At 64.1% G+C, this 20,330-nt stretch carries 13 protein-coding genes; 3 read left to right on the top strand and 10 right to left on the bottom strand.

From position 1 onward, the window contains the following. Positions 1-40: 40 nt before the first annotated feature. From gyrB to IG178_RS00145, 9 genes are all read right to left on the bottom strand, one after another. Positions 41-2,584 (bottom strand): DNA topoisomerase (ATP-hydrolyzing) subunit B, encoded by a 2,544-nt coding sequence (gene gyrB, locus IG178_RS00185; protein ID WP_193210462.1) that lies wholly within the window; start codon positions 2,582-2,584, stop codon positions 41-43. Between the two features lie 135 nt (positions 2,585-2,719). After that, complete coding sequence (locus IG178_RS00180; RefSeq protein WP_193210461.1) at positions 2,720-3,787, bottom strand: ribonuclease D; 1,068 nt, start codon at positions 3,785-3,787, stop codon at positions 2,720-2,722. A 114-nt stretch (positions 3,788-3,901) separates the two neighbouring features. Further along, positions 3,902-5,938 carry an MDR/zinc-dependent alcohol dehydrogenase-like family protein gene (locus IG178_RS00175; protein WP_193210460.1) on the bottom strand — a complete coding sequence of 679 codons (2,037 nt, stop codon included), beginning with the start codon at positions 5,936-5,938 and terminating at the stop codon, positions 3,902-3,904. A gap of 119 nt (positions 5,939-6,057) precedes the next feature. Further along, the gene (gene rho / locus IG178_RS00170) at positions 6,058-7,980 is read right to left on the bottom strand and encodes a transcription termination factor Rho (protein ID WP_193210459.1); all 1,923 of its coding nucleotides are present in this window, start codon (positions 7,978-7,980) and stop codon (positions 6,058-6,060) included. A 141-nt stretch (positions 7,981-8,121) separates the two neighbouring features. Further along, positions 8,122-10,731: an Amuc_1098 family type IV pilus outer membrane protein gene (locus tag IG178_RS00165; protein ID WP_193210458.1), complete on the bottom strand. Its 2,610-nt coding sequence runs from the start codon at positions 10,729-10,731 to the stop codon at positions 8,122-8,124. 72 nt (positions 10,732-10,803) lie between these two features. Further along, complete coding sequence (locus IG178_RS00160) at positions 10,804-11,856, bottom strand: Amuc_1099 family pilus-like system protein (protein ID WP_193210457.1); 1,053 nt, start codon at positions 11,854-11,856, stop codon at positions 10,804-10,806. Between the two features lie 30 nt (positions 11,857-11,886). Beyond that, entirely contained in the window at positions 11,887-12,870 is a 984-nt protein-coding gene (locus IG178_RS00155; protein WP_193210456.1) for an Amuc_1100 family pilus-like protein, read from the bottom strand. A 33-nt stretch (positions 12,871-12,903) separates the two neighbouring features. Further along, positions 12,904-14,769, bottom strand: coding sequence for an Amuc_1101 family PilM-like pilus complex protein (mul2B, locus tag IG178_RS00150; RefSeq protein WP_193210455.1), 1,866 nt, complete (start codon positions 14,767-14,769; stop codon positions 12,904-12,906). Between the two features lie 53 nt (positions 14,770-14,822). After that, positions 14,823-15,458 (bottom strand): Amuc_1102 family pilus-like protein, encoded by a 636-nt coding sequence (locus IG178_RS00145; RefSeq protein WP_193210454.1) that lies wholly within the window; start codon positions 15,456-15,458, stop codon positions 14,823-14,825. A gap of 176 nt (positions 15,459-15,634) precedes the next feature. Here IG178_RS00145 and IG178_RS00140 point away from each other — a divergent pair, with 176 nt between their 5' ends. Then, the gene (locus tag IG178_RS00140; RefSeq protein ID WP_343225896.1) at positions 15,635-16,333 is read left to right on the top strand and encodes a type I 3-dehydroquinate dehydratase; all 699 of its coding nucleotides are present in this window, start codon (positions 15,635-15,637) and stop codon (positions 16,331-16,333) included. Here IG178_RS00140 and IG178_RS00135 read toward each other — a convergent pair. Beyond that, complete coding sequence (locus IG178_RS00135; RefSeq protein WP_193210452.1) at positions 16,330-18,330, bottom strand: ATP-dependent DNA helicase; 2,001 nt, start codon at positions 18,328-18,330, stop codon at positions 16,330-16,332. The genes IG178_RS00140 and IG178_RS00135 overlap by 4 nt on opposite strands. A 99-nt stretch (positions 18,331-18,429) precedes the next feature. On the opposite strand from IG178_RS00135, the gene IG178_RS00130 reads away from it, so the two are divergent. Both IG178_RS00130 and IG178_RS00125 read left to right on the top strand, forming a co-directional pair. Continuing rightward, complete coding sequence (locus IG178_RS00130) at positions 18,430-19,776, top strand: LptF/LptG family permease (RefSeq protein WP_193210451.1); 1,347 nt, start codon at positions 18,430-18,432, stop codon at positions 19,774-19,776. Positions 19,777-19,804: 28 nt separating this feature from the next. Continuing rightward, a partial coding sequence (locus tag IG178_RS00125) for a hypothetical protein (protein ID WP_193210450.1) occupies positions 19,805-20,330 on the top strand: 526 nt, incomplete at its 3' end.

Below are 20,330 nucleotides of genomic sequence, written 5' to 3'. Positions count from 1 at the left end.
TCAGGGATCAGAGGTCAGTGGAAATCGGGGTGTGGAGGAGTCAGACGTCGAGGTTGCGGACGTTGAGCGCGTTGTCCTCGATGAAGCGCTTCCGCGGCTCGACAATGTCGCCCATCAGGACGTCGAACATCTTGTCGGCTTCGACCAGGTTGTCCTCGTCGAGGCGAACGCGCAGAAATTGCCGGCGCTCCGGGTCCATGGTGGTTTCGAAGAGCTGCTTGGCATTCATTTCGCCGAGACCCTTGAATCGCTTGATCTGCACGCCGCGACTGGCGATCTCGAGCACCCGCACCAGCACCTCTGGAATCGAGAACACCGGGTGGGCCTTCTGCTTCTCGCCGTCGCCTTCGGTGAGCTCGAAGAGCGGCGTGTCGTCATCGAAGAACTTCTCCGTATCGATGCCGCATTCGTTGAGGCGGGTGAAGATGCGGGCAATGGCGTGCGATTCGTGGAGCTCGTGCAGGTTGGCACGGCGCGACGGCCCGGTGTGGGCGGCCAGTTCCTCGTCGCTGAGCTGCTCGTCGAACAACCGCAGGTCGCGGTTTTCCGCCGCGTAGTCGCGGAGCTCGGCCTCGGTGGGGAAGTAGAGGATCTCCTCGTCGTTGCCGGTGCGGACACGGACCATGTACTCCGGCAGGTGGCCGCCGACGCGGGCCGCGAGGTAGTTCCTGAAGTTGCCCCCGTTGCCCTCGATCGAGGTCGTGTAGCGGGACAACGAAGAAAGATTCTCGAGCACGATCTTCAGCTCATCCGCCGAGAAGGTACGGGATCCGTCGTGGGTCCGCAGCTCGACCTCGCTGGACCCCAGTTCGATGAGGATCCGGTTGAGCTGGTCGTTGTCCTGGACGTACTCCGAGCGCTTCTTCCGGGTGACCAGGTAGAGCGGCGGCTGGGCAATGTAGAGGTAGCCGCGCTTCACCAGCTCCGGCATGTGGCGGCAGAAGAAGGTCAGAAGCAGCGTGCGGATGTGGGAGCCGTCGACGTCGGCATCGGTCATGATCACCACCTTGTGGTAGCGGACCTTCTCGATGTTGAAGGAGCCCTCCTGCTCGCCGTCGCCGATGCCCGCCCCGATGGCGGTGATCATCGACTGGATTTCCTTGTTCTGGAGCGCGCGGTGGAGACGGGCCTTCTCGACGTTGATGAGCTTGCCGCGCAGCGGCAGGATCGCCTGGGTCCGCCGGTCGCGGCCCTGCTTGGCCGAGCCACCTGCGGAGTCACCTTCGACAATGTAGAGCTCGGACTTCGCCGGATCGCGCTCCGAACAGTCGGCGAGCTTGCCGGGCAGGCCGCCGCCGGACAGGGCCGACTTGCGCACCGTCTCACGGGCCTTGCGGGCCGCCTCGCGGGCGCGGGCGGCGTTGACCGACTTCTCGATGATGCGCTTGGCGACCGCCGGGTTCTCTTCGAAGTAGGCGACCAGCCCCTCGTAGACAATCGACGTCACCACGCCTTCGATCTCGGAGTTCACCAGCTTGCCCTTTGTCTGCGACGAGAAGCGCGGGCTCGGCATCTTCACCGAGATCACGCAGACCAGACCTTCGCGGACGTCGTCCCCGGAAAGGGCCGGATCCTTGTCCTTGAGGATCTTGTTCGCTTTCGCGTACTGGTTGATGCCGCGGGTCAGCGCGGTGCGGAAGCCCGTGAGGTGGGTGCCGCCGTCCGCGTTCGGGATCGAGTTGGCGAAACAGAGGATCTGGTCGTTGTACGAGTCGTTGTACTGGAACACGACATCGGCAAAGACGTCCTCCTCGGTTTGCTTGCCGTCGTAGTCGATCTCGATCTGCCTCTTGCCGGTCAGCACCACGGGATCCTCGTGCACCAGGGTCTTGTTTTCACCGAGCTGGTGGACGAACTCCACGATGCCTTCCTTGTAGAAGAAAGACGTCTTCTTGGCCGACTCGGGGCGCTCGTCCTCGAGGTCGATCGTCAGCCCCGGGTTGAGGAAGGCGAGTTCGCGCAGGCGCGTCGCGAGACGGTCGAACTTGAACTCGATGGTATCGACGAAAATCGTCGCGTCCGGGAAAAAGGTGATCGTGGTGCCGGTGCGCTTGGCATCGACTTCGCCGACGACGTGCAGCGGCTGGGTCGTCTTGCCGCGCTCGAAGCCGATCGCGTGGACCTTGCCGTCGCGGTAAACCTCGGCCTTGAACCAGTCGGAGAGGGCGTTGACGCACTTGGCACCGACGCCGTGAAGGCCGCCGGAGTACTTGTAGGCACCCTGGCCGAACTTGCCGCCGGCATGGAGATTGGTCAGGACCAGCTCGACCGCCGGAATGCCGAACTTGGGGTGGACGTCCACCGGGATCCCGCGGCCGTTGTCGGCGACGGAAATCGAGCCATCCACGTGGATCGAAATCTTGATGCGGCTGCAGTAGCCCGCGAGATGCTCGTCGATCGAGTTGTCGAGCACCTCGAAAACGCAGTGGTGGAGACCCCGTTCGTCGGGATCGCCGATGTACATGCCGGGCCGCTTGCGAACGGCCTCCAAACCCTCGAGTTTGTCGATTTGTTCGGCGCCATAGGCCTGCTCGCCGCTGACGTTGGTATCTGCCTTTTCCGGCTCTTGGTGCTCTTCAGACATGGACCTGAGAAGGGTCTGAAATGCCGCCCGGTGAGACAAGGCCGATTGTCAAAAATGCCGGAGAAATAACACCCTCCAGCCCACGATCCAAGCCGTTGAATTAAAGCAGATTGCAACGGGGAGCCACGTTCCCCGTCAATCCATCGACATGCACTGGCGCTGCCAGCCCAAAAGCACTTCATCAGGGCTCGCTTCTCCTTCGGCGATCGCCTCCAGCACGGAACGCGGGGCAATCAACGACGAATCGATATCCAGTTCCTCACCCTTCTTGTCCCGCTGCGAAATCAGCTTCGCCACACGCGCGTCGAAATCCGAGTCTCGGCGACGACGCAAGCCCCTTGGCTTCTCCGGCCATGCCCCGGAATCGAGGGCACGCGCCGCGTCCAGGGCCTCGGTGAGCCGCTTGCGGCGGTCCGGACGATAGTGGGACGGAATGTCGATGCGACGACCTTGGGTCAAAGCCATGCTCCACTCGATCAACTGGCGGTTGGTCACCACCATGAAGGAGGGCCGGTCCCAGGAGGCGGCCTCGCTGTCCCGCCACTCCCACAAATGCTTGAGGAAATTGAGCCCTGCCCGATCCAAGCGGCCGGATCCTTGGATTCGCCAAGGATCCTCCTTGGTGTCATCGCGCTCCAGCACCTTCGCACGGGCCGCGTCGCAACTTTCGACAAACCATTCGTAGCGACCCTTCTCCTTCAATTGCCGGCAAATTTCCTCCCCCATCGGCAGGAGATAGCGGACGTCGTTGAGCGCATAGTCCATCATCTTCGGCGACAAGGGGCGCTTCCCCCAATCCGCCTTCTGCGACGACTTCGACAGCACCACGCCGAAATAAAGTTCGACCAGATTGGCCAAGCCGAACTTCCTCACCCCGAGGAGCCGGGCCCCGATCTGGGTGTCGAACACCGCCGGCGGCAAGGTACCGAAACTCCGGCGCAACATTGTCATGTCGTAGTCCGCCCCGTGCATCCAGACCGGCCGGCCGGAGAGGAACTCGCCCAGCGGGCTGAGGTCTTCGATCTCCAGAGGATCGATCAGGACATTCTCTTCCTCACATGCGTACTGGACCAGGCAGAGCGACTCGCGGTAGCGATGCAAGCTGTCCGCCTCGGTATCGATGGCACATACGGCCCCGGCCTGCGGCCGGGAAAGCAGCGAGGTAAGCTCTTGATGACTGCGGACCAGAACGGGGGACGACATGTAGAAATCCAATGACAACATGGAAAAACTCCGGCCCCCGAAATCGGGCACCGGAGTTTGAGATTCAGCTAGCTCGGATGAGGCATCGTGCGAACAAACAACCGGAGCGCGAGATCAATTGATCTTCACCGCGGTCGGGATCACACCCAGTTCCGGAAGCGGCGCAAGGGGATCCGCCACCGGTTCAAGGCTGCGAAGAACGAGATACTGGCGACCGAGGGTCACATCCATGTTGCCACCCGACTGAATCGCGGTCACATCGCCGGTCGCGGTGTCGATCACCTTGATCTCGATGAGGACATTGACGGTCTCCTCCACCGGATCGCTCAGCTCCAAGGTCCAATCCTTGGTGATGTTCTTGAGCTTCTTGGCGCGCTTCTTGCCCCGCTTGTTGGTGATGTATTCCACGAACTGGTACTTCAGCGAAGTGCCGATGCGAGGGCGGTAAGGAACCTCGAAGACGATGTGATTGTCGGCATCGAGATACGGAGCCGCCGGACCGTCGGGCTGGACGAGCGGGTCGTTGATCGGATCAGGGAACTTCGTCACAACCCGGCTGAACTGTTCGACGAAGTCGAAGGTGTCCGAGACGCCCGGGTCATATTGTTCCTTGGCAGAGGCATTGATGTCTTCGTTCGTCGGGAACTGGTAGGCGAACTCCTCGATATTGGTCATCGAGTCGCCGTCGATGTTCGACTTCGGATCCAGGTCGCGCTTCGAGGTGCCGATCGGCAAGGTCACCGGGGCATAGCCATAGTAGCTGTCGACCATACGGGTCCTCGCCCGGAAGACCCGCTGGGAGACATCGTAGGCGACACCATTGCTCGGCAAGTTGCGCTGGAAGCGGAGGTTGATCACGCCTTCATCACCGACGGTGAAGAAGAACGGCGGCATGGTGTAGCTCGTCACCGTCGGGGTGCTGAGAAGCACCGGATTCTGCGGAACCGTCGGCGGGAACAGCAGGAAGTCCTCGGCCTCGTTGAGGATCGAGAAGTAAATCTCGTCACCCGGCCGGATCACCGAGCGGTCGTTGCCCTGCCAGTCGATCGACGTGATCACGCGCGGGTCCATCTGATAGTAGTCCCCGTCCCAGCTGGCTTGGGTGAAACGGAACCCTTTCCGGGCCTGCCGTCCGGCTCCGTAAGCCTCCACGTAGGGAACCACGGTGACCGGGATTGCCACCGGATTCAGGTCCGGACTACCCAGCCGCGGGAACGTGAAGGTGTATTGCCCCGGAACCAGTTCCTCGCCCATTTGCTTGAGCGCCGCCGCCGGCGTCCCGACGTATGTCCCGGCCAGCGTATTCAAGCTCGTCGGGATCGGAAGCTCCGCCAGCGTCGCGGTTCCGGCCTCGATGGCAATGTTCAGGGTCGGGTCGTTGCCGTCCGCAACCAGCTCGGTAAGGACGATGTTGGCACCGGTTCCACCCACGGAATAAACCGACGTGATGTCCGCGTTCGCCCCGAGAGCAAGGCGGGCGGTGTTGGCCCATTCGGCCGCCGTCTGGATCTCCGCGTCGATTTCAACCACGACCGGGGAGTTCGGGATATCCGCGCCCGTCACGGTAAGAATGATGGTGCCTGCACCCGCGCCAGCGGGACCAACGAGGCCGCGGGCAATCGTGGTCTCAACCTGACGCACCGAACCGTAGCGGCGCACGAATTCATAGCGCGACTGGTCGAAGTGACGGACCGTCGGGGTGGAAATGTCGTAGAACGCCACCAGCGAGTCGTCGCGGAAGTTTTGCAAGGGGCGCGGCAACTTCGATGGCGGAGCCGCAAAAAGCTGCACGAGATCCTGGCGGGACGGCTCGATCAAGAGAGCCGGAACCACCGTCGCGACGGACCAATACTGGTTGTCGTCGCGAACCCCGTCGCGGTCGACGTCACCTTGGGCGATGAAGCCCGTGGCACCCAGCGGGCAGGGAATGCTGGGCGTGAAGAAGAAAAGCTGTGGGTCGACGCTGCACGGGGCGAGAACCACCAATCCGTCCCGCAGGATCAAATTGAGTTCGCCTGAATCAAAGCGCACCTTGAGGGCGCTTTCCTGATAGTGCAGCTGGTCGGCGCCGAGTCCCATGTAGACGTCCGCTTGGGCTGCGGCCAGACACATTAGAGACGCGACGGTCGCGACAATCCGGTGGGTTTGCATGCGCGAAAACTCAAGGTGCCTTCTGGATTTGACAAGCAGATTCTCGGAAGTCGACCCGGCCAATCCCGCAACGACCCTTCATTGTCTTTGCATTGTCAACTTCTCCGGCGGCAACCGGATCAACGTAGCCCCCTGAGCAGCAACTCCGCGTTGGTCTTCGTGCCACGGAGGTTTTTGAGCAGGGTTTCGATCGCATCACCGATGGGCAATTGTGCCAGCTGGCGGCGGATATCTAGCACTTTGACGAACTCGTCGGGGTGATAGAGACGGTCGTCGTTGCGGGTACCGCTCTGCGGGATGTGAATCGCGGGGAAGACCCGGCGCTCGGCCAGTTCGCGGTCGAGCCGGACCTCCATGTTCCCGGTTCCCTTGAACTCCTCGAAGATCACGTCGTCCATCCGGCTCTCGGTCTCGATCAAGGCGGTGGCCAGGATCGTGAGGCTGCCGCCTTCCTCGACATTGCGTGCGTTGCCGAAGAATTTGCGCGATTTCTGCAGGGCCGCGGGACTGACGCCACCGCTGCCGATCGGCCCCCCTTGCGAGGCCGAATTGTGACCGCGCGCGAGCCGCGTCAAGCTGTCGAGCAACAGGACGACGTCCTTGCCTTGCTCGACCAAGCGGCGGGCGCGCTCGATGACCAGGTCGGCGACCTGGGCATGGCGCCGCGGCGCCTCGTCAAAGGTCGAGGCGAAAACCGTGGTACCAACGGTTTCCTCGAAGTCGGTGACTTCCTCGGGCCGTTCGTCGAGCAACACGACGATCAATTCCACCTCCGGGTGATTGCGGCGGATCGCCTTGGCGATTTGCTTGAGCAGGATCGTCTTGCCTCCGCGGGGCGGCGCCACGATCAGCCCGCGCTGGCCTTTGCCGAGCGGCGCGACCAGATCCAGCACCCGGACGCCGATCGCCTCGGGGCCGTCCGATTCCATGACAAGCCGCTCGTCGGGAAACAGCGGCGTCAATTTGTCGAAGTCCTTCGGCACCGAGTATTCCGCCGCCGGAACGCCCTCGATCTCGAGCACCTCGACCGCCGACAGATACTTGTCGCGATCCCGCGGCGAGCGGATCCTCACCTTGACCCGGTTGCCTGCCCGCAGGCCGTGATCGCGCAGCAGGTGCCCGTTCACATACAGATCGTCCGGCGAGGTCCGGAAGCTGCGCGCGGGATCACGCAACATCGCGTAATTCTCCTTGGCCTGCTCGACGATCCCCTCCCCCACCAGATCGGCGCCTTCGTTGGCATAAAAGCTCAGCAGCTCGAAAATCAATTGCGCCTTGGAAGCTCCGGCGGTGATCCGGACCGGGACCGCCTCCGCCATCGAAAGCAGCTCCGCCAAAGGCTTGAGGCGAAACGCGTTGATATCGATGGTCTGGGGCGCCGGCGCGGCCTCCTGCACGGCAGGTGCGGAGTCGTCGGCCGGAAGTTCTTGTTCTGGGGTATCGTCGCTCATGATGGCGTGGGATTGCAGGAAGCGCAGGATCTGCGATTCCAGGACCGAGGGCGGGCCCTCGTTCCAAAAAACATGGTCTGCCCTGCGGATCTTCTCTTCCTGGGGCATCTGCGCCGCAAGGATCGAGTCAATGGTCGCTTCGTCGAAGCCGTTGCGGTCGCGAAGCCTTTGGCGGCGGGTCGAAATTCCGGCGGCCACCAGGAGGTTCCCGCATTGTCCGAAATCGAAGTCGTTTTCAAACAGGAGCGGGATGTCCGCCACGAACAGGGGCGCGCCAACTTTGCGGGCAAGCGCCAAAGATTCAAGACATTCCTCCCGCACCCGTGGATGCAGGATGGCCTCAAGGTCCCGGCGCGCGGCCGGATCATCGAAAACCTTGCGGCGCAAGACCGACCGATCCACCCCGCCGGCCGCCAGCCGCACCTCGTCGCCGAAGCGGCCGACGATCCGCCCGGCCACGACCGGATCTTCCGCAAGCAGGCGGTGCACCGAAGCATCCGCATCGAAGAACGCGATGCGGGACGACCTTTCCGCCATCATCCGGCACGCCGTGGATTTGCCGCTGGCGATGCCTCCGCTGAGTCCGAACACGAGCACGCCGGAGGCTGCGCTCCGGGCAAGGCCTCCATCAATCTCTATTCGCGCCCTCGAACCACCGGGCAAAGCCGGCATCGGGGAAAAGAAAACGGGCGGAAGGTTTCCCTTCCGCCCGATGAATCTGAATCGCGTATATCAGTTCCCGAGTTCGGGCAACACGCTCGGATCGGAGCCTGCATCCCCACCGCCAACGGTCGGCAGGGCATCCCCACCGCGGATCGGACGGCCGGTGGCGTCGATGATCTGGGCGGTCACGAAGATGATCAGGTTGCTCTTGATCCGGTTTTCGGAGCGCGACTGGAACAGGCGCCCCACAACCGGGATGTCACCGAGGATCGGCACCTTGTCCTCAACCGTCTGCACGTCTTCACGCATCAGGCCACCAACGGCAACGGTGTAGCCGTCATAGATGGTGAGCGCGGTGGTGACACGGCGGCTGGAGAAGACCGGCATTTCGATCCGGTTCTCGGTGATGATCACCGTCACCGGGTTGCCGAGGAAGTCGGTCGCCGGGGACTGGATCGGGCTGCCGTAGTTCACGAAGCCTTCGAACTCGACGATGTCGGGAGCGAAGCGGAGATCGATCACGAAGTCGTTGCCGCCGATGGTCGGTTCGATCTCGAGCGTCACACCGGTGTTGCGGGTTTCGAACGAGGTCGGGGTCGCCGGGGTCACCGGGAAGCTGCCACCACCGCTCGACAGGCCGAGACCGCCGGTGCTGATACCGCCGCCGATCGAGTTCGGAAGTTCCGGGGGCTCGTATTCGGTCGGGTAGATGAATTCGCGGATGATCTCGATCAACGCCTTCTCACCGGAACGGGCCGTGATGCTCGGAGCAGTCATCAGGTCGGTGCCCTTCTTCTGGGCGAGGCCACGCATGATGAGCTGGACCTGGCTGTCGGAGAAGAGACCGGTGAGGGCCGCGATGCCAGGTGCCGGGTTGGCGTTCTGCGCATTGCGGTTCGGGTTGTTGAGAACCGCGTCGATGCTGTTGCGGTTGATCGCGCCGTCGCCGCTGCGGAGGCCGCCGGTGACGATGTCGGTGACATTGGTGCCGGAGGAAGCCGGGACACCCGGGATGTTCACACCGTCAACCGGGCTGATGAAGTCGGCATTGGTGCGGACCATGCCGCTGCCGATCGTGCCACCGCCGAGGAAGACCTGGTTGGCGGAAAGACCGAAGGGCGACACCAGCCAGTCGAAGCCGAGCTCGTCGGTGTTCTCCTGGGAGATTTCGACGAACTTGGTCGAGATCTTCACCTGCTTCGGCGTGTCGCCGACCAGCTGGGAGACGATCTGCTCGATCAGGTCGAGGTTGGTCGGGGTGTTGCGAACGAGCAGGGTGCTGCTGCCGGCGAAGAACTTGGCCGAAGCACCTTCCGGGAACTTCACGCCGTTGTCGCTGAGAAGCTGGGTTTCGCTCTTGCGCGGGGCAAGGGTGCGGGTGGTGCCACCACCGGCATCCGGAGCGAACGGATCGTCGCCGGAATCCTCGCCGGCTCCACTGCCACCGCCCAGCTTGGACAGGAAGTCCGGCGGAACGCGGAAGCTGCGGGTGAACAGGTCTTCGTCGGTCTCGGTCGCCGGAACCAGGGTCACGGCGAACTCATCGACCTTGTAACGGAGCTTGGTCTTGTCGCAGATGTACTTCAGGGCTTCAGCGAGCGGCACGTTGCGCAGGCTGAGCTGGTCGATCCGAAGGGAGCCCGGGTCCTGGGCGGCACCGCCGAGGCCACCGCCGGAATCGGCGTCGAGGCCGGCGTCGCCGCTGGCACCACCGCGGGGCTTGCGGATGACGAAGTTGATGCCCTTGCGGGTCGGATCGATCTCCTGGGTGTCCAGTTCGATCGAGCGCAGGCGCAGGAAGTCGATGGCTTCTTCCACCGAGGTATCCTCGAAGTTGATCACCGGGATGGTGATGTTCTTCAGCTTGTTGAGGATGTAGGTGGCACCGCCGGTCACGTTCGGACTGCCCGTGCCCGGATCGATCTGGTCGGTGATCAGCGGGGGAACGGAGAGTTCCCAAGCCTTGTCCACTTCGGCGAGGAGGTGGGCGCGGGTCTGGTCGTAGGCGGCGCGATAGTAATCGGCGCGGGCCTGGGCGACCTTCTCCATGCCGCGGCGGGCGGCCTTGTTGTACGGGTCGATCCGCAGCACGTCTTCATACACGCGATGGGCTTCGTCGTACTTGCCGAGATCGTAGTTGCCTTCGGCGGTATAGAGCTTGCGGCGAACCTCATCGACGTTCTCGGTGTGCTCGTAGGTCAGCGCCGGGTTGGTGCGGATCGGATCATCGAGCCAGTCGTTGAGACGCTTGGCATCGGCATTGTTCGCGTCCACGGCCAGCACGTCGTCCGCCAGCTGACGGGCTTCATCGTACTTGCCGAGCTTGCGGTAATTGTCGCCGAGAGCGGTGGAACCGTCGGCAAGAAGCTGGGTGAGATAGGTCCGGCGATCCTGCACCATGGGCGCATCGGGCAACACCTGCAGAGCCTCCCTGTACTTGTCGACCGCCTGCTTGTAGTCGCCCTTGGCATAGGCTTCGCGACCTTCGTCACGGAGCCTGTCCGATTCAGCGACCGCGTTCTGGCGGCGGATCATTTCCTTCTGGGCGAGGCTGCTGTAGCCGCCGCCGTAGGATCCTTCGCCGGCGTTGGCGACTGTCAGGGCGACCGGCATCACAGCGGCCACCGCCATCAAGGCAGCAGCAGTGGTGCGGGTACGATGCGTTGGCGTTTTTTGCATGGTTGGTGCGGTGTTCTGCCGGTCTGGCCGGCGATTGGGAAGCGATTTTTTCAAAAACGGGTTGAATAAAGGTTAGGGTGTGCCGCCCTTGGAGATTTCCTTGGTCTGGGTCTTGCCGTCGGCGTCGGTGTACTCCACGACGATGGACTCCGGGGTCACGGTCTTCAGCAGGTAATTCTTCTCGTCGCCGCCGGAGGGCAGGGCGAACTTGGTGCCTTCCTCGACCTTGAACTGCGTGCCTTCTTCACCGATGGCCTGGAGTTCGAGCACCGCGGTGCGGTCATAGTAGGCGCTGGCGTCGAGCTGGGCCTTCGGCAGGCTTTGCTCGGACTCGTACTTGGTCCCGGCCTTGTTCGGCTTGAGGTCCTCGTAGAGGCCGATCCGCTTGGTCTGGGTCAGCTGGGTGCGCTCGCTGGTCACTTCCTTTTCGGTCATGCCGGTGAACTTGAAGCGCCCGGCGAAGGGACCGTCCTCGAAGAAGGTGTCGCCGACTTCGAGCATCTCCACCGCGCTGACGCGGCTCTTGAAGGCCTTGCCGTCGGGCATCACGCCGAGGATGTTGGGTGCCCACTTGCCGCCCGACTCGAAGCCGAACTGCACATACCACTGGATCGACTCATCCTTGAGATAGGCGAGTTTGTTGATCAGCGGCGGGTAGCTCTTGGCATCGACCGGATGGGTCTTGCCTTCGTACTCCTCGCGGTTGGTGTAGCCGTCGCCGTCGTCGTCGCGATCCGGGGAGTTGGCGAAGGTGATGTCGGCACCGGTCTCGATCCACCAACGGTTCGGAATGCCCTCGTGGACTTCCTTGCCGTCGATCAAATCGACCGGCTTGTTGGGGTTATTCTTGTCGGCGAACAGCGGGATGCCGACGAAAATGTCGACCGGACGTCCGTCGTCGTCGCCGGGCTCGATGACCCGGTTCGACTTGAGCGAGTTGATCGCCTTGGTGGTGGCGGCGGCTTCGGGGATGCCGACGTCATCCTTGCCGGATCCGGCCAGCGAGTGGTCGAAGTCGGTTTCGACCGCGCCGGACTTCATGAAGCCGAGGGCCGCGAGGCCGACGGCGGCGACGCAGGCTCCACCGAGGAGCATCTTTTCGAAGTTCTTTGGAAGCTGGGACATGACTGTGAGATGGGTTTGTTGCGACCGGGATCAGGCCTTGTTTGCTTCGAGGAACTGGAGGATGTCGATGCGGAGGAAGACGTTGATCTTCTCCGAACCCAGCACCTGCTGGAGGATGTTACCTTCGTCGGCCGGTGGAGCCTCTTCCGCCGGTGCTTCTGCATCCGGGGTTTCCGCGGCGGCGTCTTCGGCCGGCTCTTCGCCCGGCAGGACGAAACCACCGGCGCCACCGAAGGGATCGGCCGCCTCGGCACCGCCTTCCGGCTCATCGGACTGGAACACGCCGTCGGAGGCGGTCGGCGCCTTGGTCTTTTCGTTCATGACCCGCATCGAACGGATCACGTAGTAGAACTTCCCGGAGTCATCGAGCGACGACAGGAACTTCCGCAGCGAGGCTTCGGTGCCATTGAAGGAAATCTCCACCGGCAGGGCGCGGTGGAGCTGGCCCTTCGCCGGCTCGAACTTGCCGCCTTCTTCCTCCGCCAGCAGCGGGCGGTGGATGTTCAGGAGCTTGTCGGGCGCGGCGTCCGCCAGGTTGGCGGCCAGCTGGCTGATCGCCTCGAGCTGATAGGTCAGGATGCCGGTGGCCTCCTTCTTGACCGGGGAAGTGGTGTAAACCTCGGAGCCGAGGAAGAATTCGGCCGGCAATTCAGTCCCGGCCTTTTCAAAGGCGGCAGCGGCCACTTCCTTCGCCTTGAGCAAGGCCTCGGTGAACTGGTCGGGATCGACGTTCGGCGGAGTGGCGGTGCGGAACGGCACGAAGGCCTCTTCCAGCTCGCCCACCTCCTTGGTGTATTCCTTCACGGCTTTCACCTTGCCGGAGAGGTTCTCCTCGCTGGGGTAGAGCCTTGCGCTCTCCATCGAGTCGACCTCGCCCGAGGCCGCCTCGTATTCCTCCTTGGCGGTGTTGTACTTCTTGCCCGCCGAAACTCCCCAGGCGATGAGGCCCGCGGCGGCAACGGCGGTGATGCCACCGAGTCCGGCGGCGAAACGATTTTCCTGGATCCAACTCATGGTCGAGGCGTGTTAAATGGGTTTTTGAAAGTGTTATTTGACGGGAACCTCGCGCGACAGCGGCAGAACCAGTTCGAACGGTGAGGCGAAGCTCTCTTCCGCCGGGGCGCTTTCGAGCTGCTTGACGATATCCTGATCCTTCAAGGTCACTTCCTCCTTCTTGCCCTTCTCCGTGGTCGCAATCGCCTGGAACTTGAAGTGCTGGGGATTTTCGCGGAGCTTCTTGAGGAGGTCGTAGACCAGGTTCGAGCCGCGCGGATTCTCGCGCCAGAAACCCTTGATGCGGACCGCGTTGGCGGTGGCGATCGGCTCCGGATCACCCGGCTTGGGCTTCACGGGGCGGCCCCGGCTGTCGAGCTTCTGGTCGACCTGGATGTTCTGCAGGCCGGTGGTCCCGTAGGTCGCGGTGGCGAACTCGTTCTTGACCGTCGGCTTGACCTTCTTGGCGGCATCGCCGGTCGCGAGCGCATCATAGCCGTAGAGCGGCTCGAAATCGCTGATCCAGACGGAGTCACTGGCGAAGCCGGCCTTCAGTTCGTCCAACAGGTCGAGCCAGAAAGTCCGGTCGTCCTCGGCGTTGGTGTACTGGGTGGCAGTGGCAACCAGCTTGTCCTGCTTGGCGAACTCCTGCTTGATCGGGCCCGCATAGGCGGCGAGCTCCTCCTGCTGTTCCTTCAGGCTGGCGAGCTTGTCCTGACCCTTGCCGGCGGCCAGGGTGTTCATGACGCCCCAGAGGGCGAGCCCGCCGAGGAAGACCGCGGCGGCGCCGATGTAGAAGGGCTTCTTCTTGTCGGCCTCACGGGTCGCCTGGACCTTGGTGGGGACGAGATCGATGTTGATTGCCGACTTGCCGACGCCGCGCAGGCCGAGACCGATGAGCTCACCCATCAGGTGCGCTTCGCGGCCGACCTTGTCGGAATCGACCCCCTTGCCGACGGAGATGGCGCCGACCGGATTGAAGAACTCGACCGGAAGGTGGAGCTTCTCCTCGAAGAATTCCTTGGTGTAGGGAAGGTTGGCACCGCCACCGGCGAGGATCACCAGCTTCGGCGCGTTGCCGCCGTGCTGGCTGCGGTAGTAATTGGTGGTGCGGGCGATTTCCGCCGGCAGGCGGCCGAGGGTGTTGCGGATGGTCATCGCCAGCGCGGCGGTGGTCTCATCCATCTGCTCGGTGTGGCCGCCGCCGAGGGCAACCATGCCGCCCTGGGTCTTGTGGGCTTCCGCCTCGGGGAAGGGAACGCCGTATTCCTTGGCGATCGCGGTGCTGATCGCGGCACCGCCCATCGCGACGCTACGGGTGAAGAAGCGCTTGCCCTCGATGTAGAGCAGGTCGCTGGTCTTGGCGCCGATGTCGATCAGGAGGACCGGCTCGGTGACGCCCGGATAGCTGGCGCGGAAGGCATTGTAGAGCGCCATCGGGGCCACATCGACCTCGGCGGTGCTGAGACCGGTGGAAGTCACCGACTCGTTGAGTTCGTCGAGCGCGTCGCCCTTGATCGCCACGATCACGACTTCCTTCTCGCCGGCGCCTTCGAGCACTTCGTAGTCCCACACGACCTCTTCCAGCGGGAAGGGCACGTGCTGCTGGGCTTCGAAAGTGACCAGCTGCTCGATGTTGTCGTCGTCGAGCGGCGGCAGCTTCACGAAGCGGGTGAAGACCGATTGACCGGAGATCGCGTAGCGGACCTTGGAACGGCCGGTCTTGAGGCGCTGGGAAAGTTCGGAGATGGCAAGGCCGATCTGCGACGGGCGGGAGGCTTCGGTGGCGGGATCGGCGAGAATGGTCTCGCTGTCGTAGGCCTTGAGGACGAGACCGCCGGATTTCGACGGTTCGAACACGGCCATACTGACCCGCTGGGAGCCGATGTTAAGTGCGATTGAGGACTGTGTGTCAGCCATGACGGGCTAGGTGAAAGACTAGGGTTTGGACCGGGGAGCCGGGTTGGAAAAAATCAGCGTTCCTTCTGGATCTCGGCGTAGCGATCCCACCACATCACCGCGAAGGGGGTCTCGATCTTGCTGAGCAAAGGAAACTTGTCGCTCTGGTCGGAGAGGCTGGCCGAGTTCCACCAGCCGTCCTTCTGCTTCTCGGATCCCTGGCCGACCTTGACGCCGTCCACCAGAACCTCGACGCCCACCGCCTTGACCGAGCTCTTGCCGGCCTTGTCCTTGCCGGTGAGGCGCTTGAGGGTGCTCGGCGAGAGATACACCGAAGTGAAGACTTCCTCGTCGATCGGCACGTTGATGTGATTGATCGTCTTGGACAGCTTGACGAAGCCCCTGCCGTCCGGATTGTCCATCGCCACGTACCACTTGACGGTAACCTGGTTGATGAAGCCGATCCGCTTCTGGTCGGCATTGGTGGCGGGAATCTTGATGCCCGCTTCGACTTCCAGCCAATCCTTCGGCTTGAAAGACTTGTTCTTCACACCACCGAATTCCGGCGACGGAATGTCATCGAAAACGAGCTTGCCCACCTCGGCTTTACCCTGGGCGTGGACAGGGGCCGCGAGAAAGGTCAAGGCGGAGGCGGACGCTGCGAAGAGGGCGAGCGCGGACCTACGAACAGGGCTGAGACAATGTTTCATGGTGGGCTTTTGGTTTTTTGAGAACTAGGGAATGGCTCCCCGGATTGACCAGAGAAATCCACGCATCGGGGGAGAAAATTCCCTGCGGTATTTACATCGGAGCCGCTGAGCATGGGCGACCGGGGTTGACACCGGCTCGGGCAGGCGTTTCTGCTGCGCCGGTGAGCCGTCCGCAAGTGATTCTGAATTCCGCGCATCCCCGGGTAGTGGGGAGTTTTGGGAATGCAAAGAGCCTCCGTGAAGCCTCCGCGGACGGGGTCGCGGGCGACTGCGACCTGATCGAGATCCGCCTCGACCTGTTAGCCGCGGAGGGCGTCGATGCCGCGGACCGGCCGTGGTCCCACCTCACCGGGATTCCGGTCCTCTTCACCGCCCGGCGAGGCGATGAAGGAGGCGCCGGCGAGCTGCCGGCGGACCGGCGGAGCGGGCTGCTCGAGCAGGTGCTCGGCGAAGCGGCGGTGATCGACGTCGAACTGGCCTCCGCGGACGAGATGGCACCCTTGTTAGACAAGGTCCGGGAATCCGGGATTCCCTGGGTCGCCTCGTGGCATGATTTCGACGGCCGGCCGGATTCCTTCGACCGCATCCCCGCGATGGCGGCCCGGGCGGCCGCGGCCGGGGCGACGTGCTTCAAGGCCGCGGTGCGCCTGCACACGCCCCGCGACGCCGCGCGCCTCGCGGAGATCCTGAAGGAAGTGGACGTGATCCCGCTTTCCCTGATGGGCATGGGTGCCCTCGCGCCGGTGTCGCGCCTGCTCTGCGCCCAGTACGGGTCGGTCCTGAACTACGGCTACCTCGGCGATGCCCCGACCGCGCCGGGCCAGTGGAGCGCGGGCTTGCTGAAGCGCGCGATCGCCGCCTCGGAATCGATCTAACCGCCGACGATCTCGACCGGCGCGTCCGGCAATGCGTCCAGGAACATCCGGCCGTAGCGCTTGGTGAGGATGCGGTTGTCGAGGATCGACACCAACCCGCTGTCCTTGGCCGTCCGGATCAGGCGGCCGACGCCCTGCCGCAGCTTGAGGATCGCCTCCGGGACGGAATAATCGACGAAGGGATTGCCACCCTCCGCCTCGAGCGCCTCGAGCCGCGACTGGGTGAGCGGATGATCGGGAACCGCGAAGGGCAGCCGGGTGACCACCACGTTCGACAAGGTTTCTCCGGGCACATCGACGCCCGTCCAGAAGCTGTCGGTGCCGAACAACACGCTGCCGATGTCGCGGCGGAATTCCTCGATCATCCGGTGGCGCGGCATTCCTTCCCCCTGCATCAGCAAGCGCCAGCCCTTGTCCTCGAAATGACGGCGCAGCTTGTCCGCCGCATCGCGCATCATCCGGTAGCTGGTGAACAGGACGAAGGCCCGGCCTTCACTCGCCTCCACCGCGTCGCGGATCGCCTCGACCAAGGCCTTGGCGTAGTCGGGACTGGAGGGCTCCGGCATCTTCTTCCAGATGCGGATCTTCATCTGCCGCTGGAAATCGAAGGGGCTGCCGATGCACAGCGCCGGCACGTCCTCCGCCCCGACCCGGCCGCGGAACCAGCCGAGCTGCGGGTCCCCCACCCCGAGGGTCGCGCTGGTCATGATGCAGGTCTTGCCGTCGGCGAACAGCAACGGCCGCAGCTTGTCCGCCACGTGGATCGGCGCGGCATGCAGGGAAAACATCGTCTCGTCGCGGCCGGAACGCTCGATCCAGTGCACGGTGTCGTCGTTGCTCTGGTCGAGGAAGCAGGCGATCGACCCGTGCGCCTCCCGCAGCTTGCGCGACGCGTCCTGCAGCTCGGCCCGGGTGGTCTCGCTTTCGACATCGGCGGCGAGGGCATCGATCTCCTGCCAGAGCCGCCGCAGCGGTTCGGCGGTGCTGTTGGGAACCAGCTCGGGTTCGCGGACGCGCCACTCCTTGGAATACTCGCCGAAGCGCGCGGCACCGCCGATCCGACCGAAGAACTCGTCGGCCGCCTTCATCGCATCCTCCACCGCCAGCAGCGGCCCGGACTTCCGGAACGGCCGCAGCAGGCCCTTCCGGGTGCGGGGATTGTAGAGACGCAGCAAGTCGAAGCGCATGCCCGCCTGGCTGACCCGCAGGCCGAGCTGGACCGCCGCGACCTGCTCCAGGGTGTGGGCTTCGTCCAGCACCGCGAAATCGTTCGGGAACAGGAAACCGGAGGGTTTCTCGCCGTCGAGGTTGTCGCCGGTGTCGAGGAGGGCGAAGAACAGCGTGTGGTTGACCACGATCAGCCGGGCGTCCGCCGCCGCCTTGCGCGCTTCCTGGAAAAAGCAGTTCCCCCGCGGACCGCAATGGCGCGCGGTGCAAACGTGCGCCTCGGAGCACACCTGCAGCCAGACTTTCATCGACGGCTGGAAGTCGAGGTCGCTCAGGGTGCCGTCGCGGGTGCCCTCCGCCCACTCGCGGATGCGCTCCAGCTCATCGGACTCGGAACTCGTGAACAGGTCGCCCGACTGCTCGCGGGCGCGGCTGAGGCGCATCGGGCAGAGGTAATTCTGCCGGCCCTTGAGCAGGACCGCCGGCAACTCCTCGCCGAGCAGCTTGCGGACGATCGGGATGTCCTTCCGCACCAGCTGCTCCTGCAGGTTGATGGTGTGGGTGGAAATGATCGCCTTGCGTCCCGTCCGCAGCGCGTAGCGGGCGACCGGCAGCAGATAGGCCAGTGACTTGCCGACGCCGGTTCCCGCCTCGGCGACCAGGCAGCGTTCCTCGACGAGTGCCTGCGCCACGGCCACCGCCAGCTGCTGCTGCTCGGCGCGGAATTCGAAGTCCTTCGACCGCGCCAGGCTGCCGGCATTCGAGAATGCCATGCCGATCTCCTCGACGAAGGCGTCGGGCATCGGCTGTCCCTCGAGGGCGGAAATCATGCGGACCGCATTTGCAGGGCGAAGGCCGCCCGCTGCCAAGCACCAAACCGACGATCTTTACAAACCCGGGTTCCTTCGCATGCTCCCCTCCAGCTTCCCATGCCGCGAATCCTCGTCCCCCTGCTCCTCGCCCTCGGCGGCGCGCTGCTCGCCCTGCGGGTGGGCCCGGCGGAACACCAGGCCGTCCAGGAACAACTCAGCAACTTCCCCGACGTCCAGGCCGAGGCCCACCACCTGCGGCCGATGATCGCCGTCGCCCTCTGCTTCCTGCCGGCCGTCGGCGGCATCTTCTACGCCCTCGGCGGCACCATGGCGCGCTATGTCGCCCGCCAGTTCCTGGCTCTTTTCTTCATCTGCCTGTTCGGCCTTTTCGTCGTCTGGCTCATCGCCGACCTCGGTGACAACCTCGACGACCTGCGGCTGAGCGACAACGCCGCGGCCTACGCCATCAAGCTCTACGCCGTGCGCATGCCGGAGGTGATGGTGATGCTGCTGCCCTACGCGCTGCTCCTGTCCATCCTCTACTGCCTGGGACGCTTGTCGCGCTCGCGGGAGGTCGTCGCGATGATCCAAACCGGCCGCGGACTGGCCCGCATGACCACGCCGTTCCTGGTTGCCGGGGCGCTCGCCGCCGTCCTTTGCGCGGGCCTCAACTACCAGTGGGCACCGGCCGCGGTCGCCGCCGAAAGCGCGGTGATCCGCCAGGCCAAGGGCCTCGACAGCGTGGCCGAGCCCAACATCCGCTACCGCAATACCGACGACCGGCGGCTGTGGATGATCGGCTCCTTCCCGCCCGACTACCAGAAAGGGGCCCCCCTGTCCCGGGTCACCGTCATCCAGGAGCGGGCCGACGGCTCGCTGGCGAGCATCATTTCCGCCGCGACCGCGTCGTGGTCGCCGATCACCCGCGACTGGACCTTCCGGGGCGTCCGCAAGCAGCTCTGCCAGACCGGGGTCCAGCCGGTCTTTGAAAAGAACCTGCCGGATCCCCTGGTGATCGCGGGCTGGAGCGAGGTGCCCGCCCAGTTGATCCGCCCCGGCCTGCCCGCCGGCCAGCTCGGCATTCCCGACCTCAACGACTGGCTGCAGGCCAACCCGCCCGGCACCTGGGCCAGCCGCGGCGCCCACTTGACGCAATGGCACTACCGCTGGGCGCAACCGTTCAATTGCCTGATCGTGGTCCTGCTCGCCACCCCGCTCGGCATCGTCTTCACCCGCCGCGGCGCCAGCGGCGGTGTCGCCGTGGCGGTCTTCCTGTGCGCGGGGATGCTTTTCGTTTCCAATGTCTGCCTGAGCCTCGGCGACTCCGGGCACATCCGGCCGGCCATCGCCGCCTGGCTGCCGAACCTGGTTTTCGGCGGCATCGCCATCTTCCTGTTCCAGCGCCGCCTCGCCGGCCGGCCGATTTACCAGACCCTCCGCAAGTTCATCCCCGCCGAGGCCTGAGTTCCCTTCCTGCATCCAGCTTCTCCCGATGGCTCTTCCAGAATCCTGGCACATCCGCTCCCGCTCCCGGTCCTGCGCCGCCACCGAACGCCCCTTCGCGGACGGCGAGGCCATCATGACGGCCCTCTTCCCCGACCCGGAGTCGTCGGGCTACCTGCGCAAGGACTTCAGCCTCGAGGCCTGGAAGGAGCGCGGTCCGGACGCCGAAAAGCCCTTCTCGCAATGGAAGGCCGTCTACCACGCACCGGTCGTCGAGGAGAAGAAGGACGTCTTCAAGAAGGAGAGCCCCGAGGAACTCCTGCGCCGTCTGGTCGAGGAGGACGAGGACCACACCGAGAACGTCCGCTACATCCTCGCCGTGATGCTGGAGCGGAAAAAGATCCTCCGCGAGACCGACACCCAGCGCACGCCTTCGGGCATCCTGCGCGTCTACGAACACCGGAAACTCGGAGACCTTTTCATTGTCCGCGACCCCGACCTCCCGCTCGGCGAGATCGACGCGGTGCAGGAAGAAGTCTTTACCCTGCTCGAGCACGGCGGCCGCCGTCCGGAAC

The sequence above is a fragment of the Neoluteolibacter marinus genome (assembly GCF_014904755.1).
Taxonomy (GTDB): domain Bacteria; phylum Verrucomicrobiota; class Verrucomicrobiia; order Verrucomicrobiales; family Akkermansiaceae; genus Haloferula; species Haloferula marina.
This window is presented reverse-complemented; position numbering and strand designations above follow the sequence as displayed.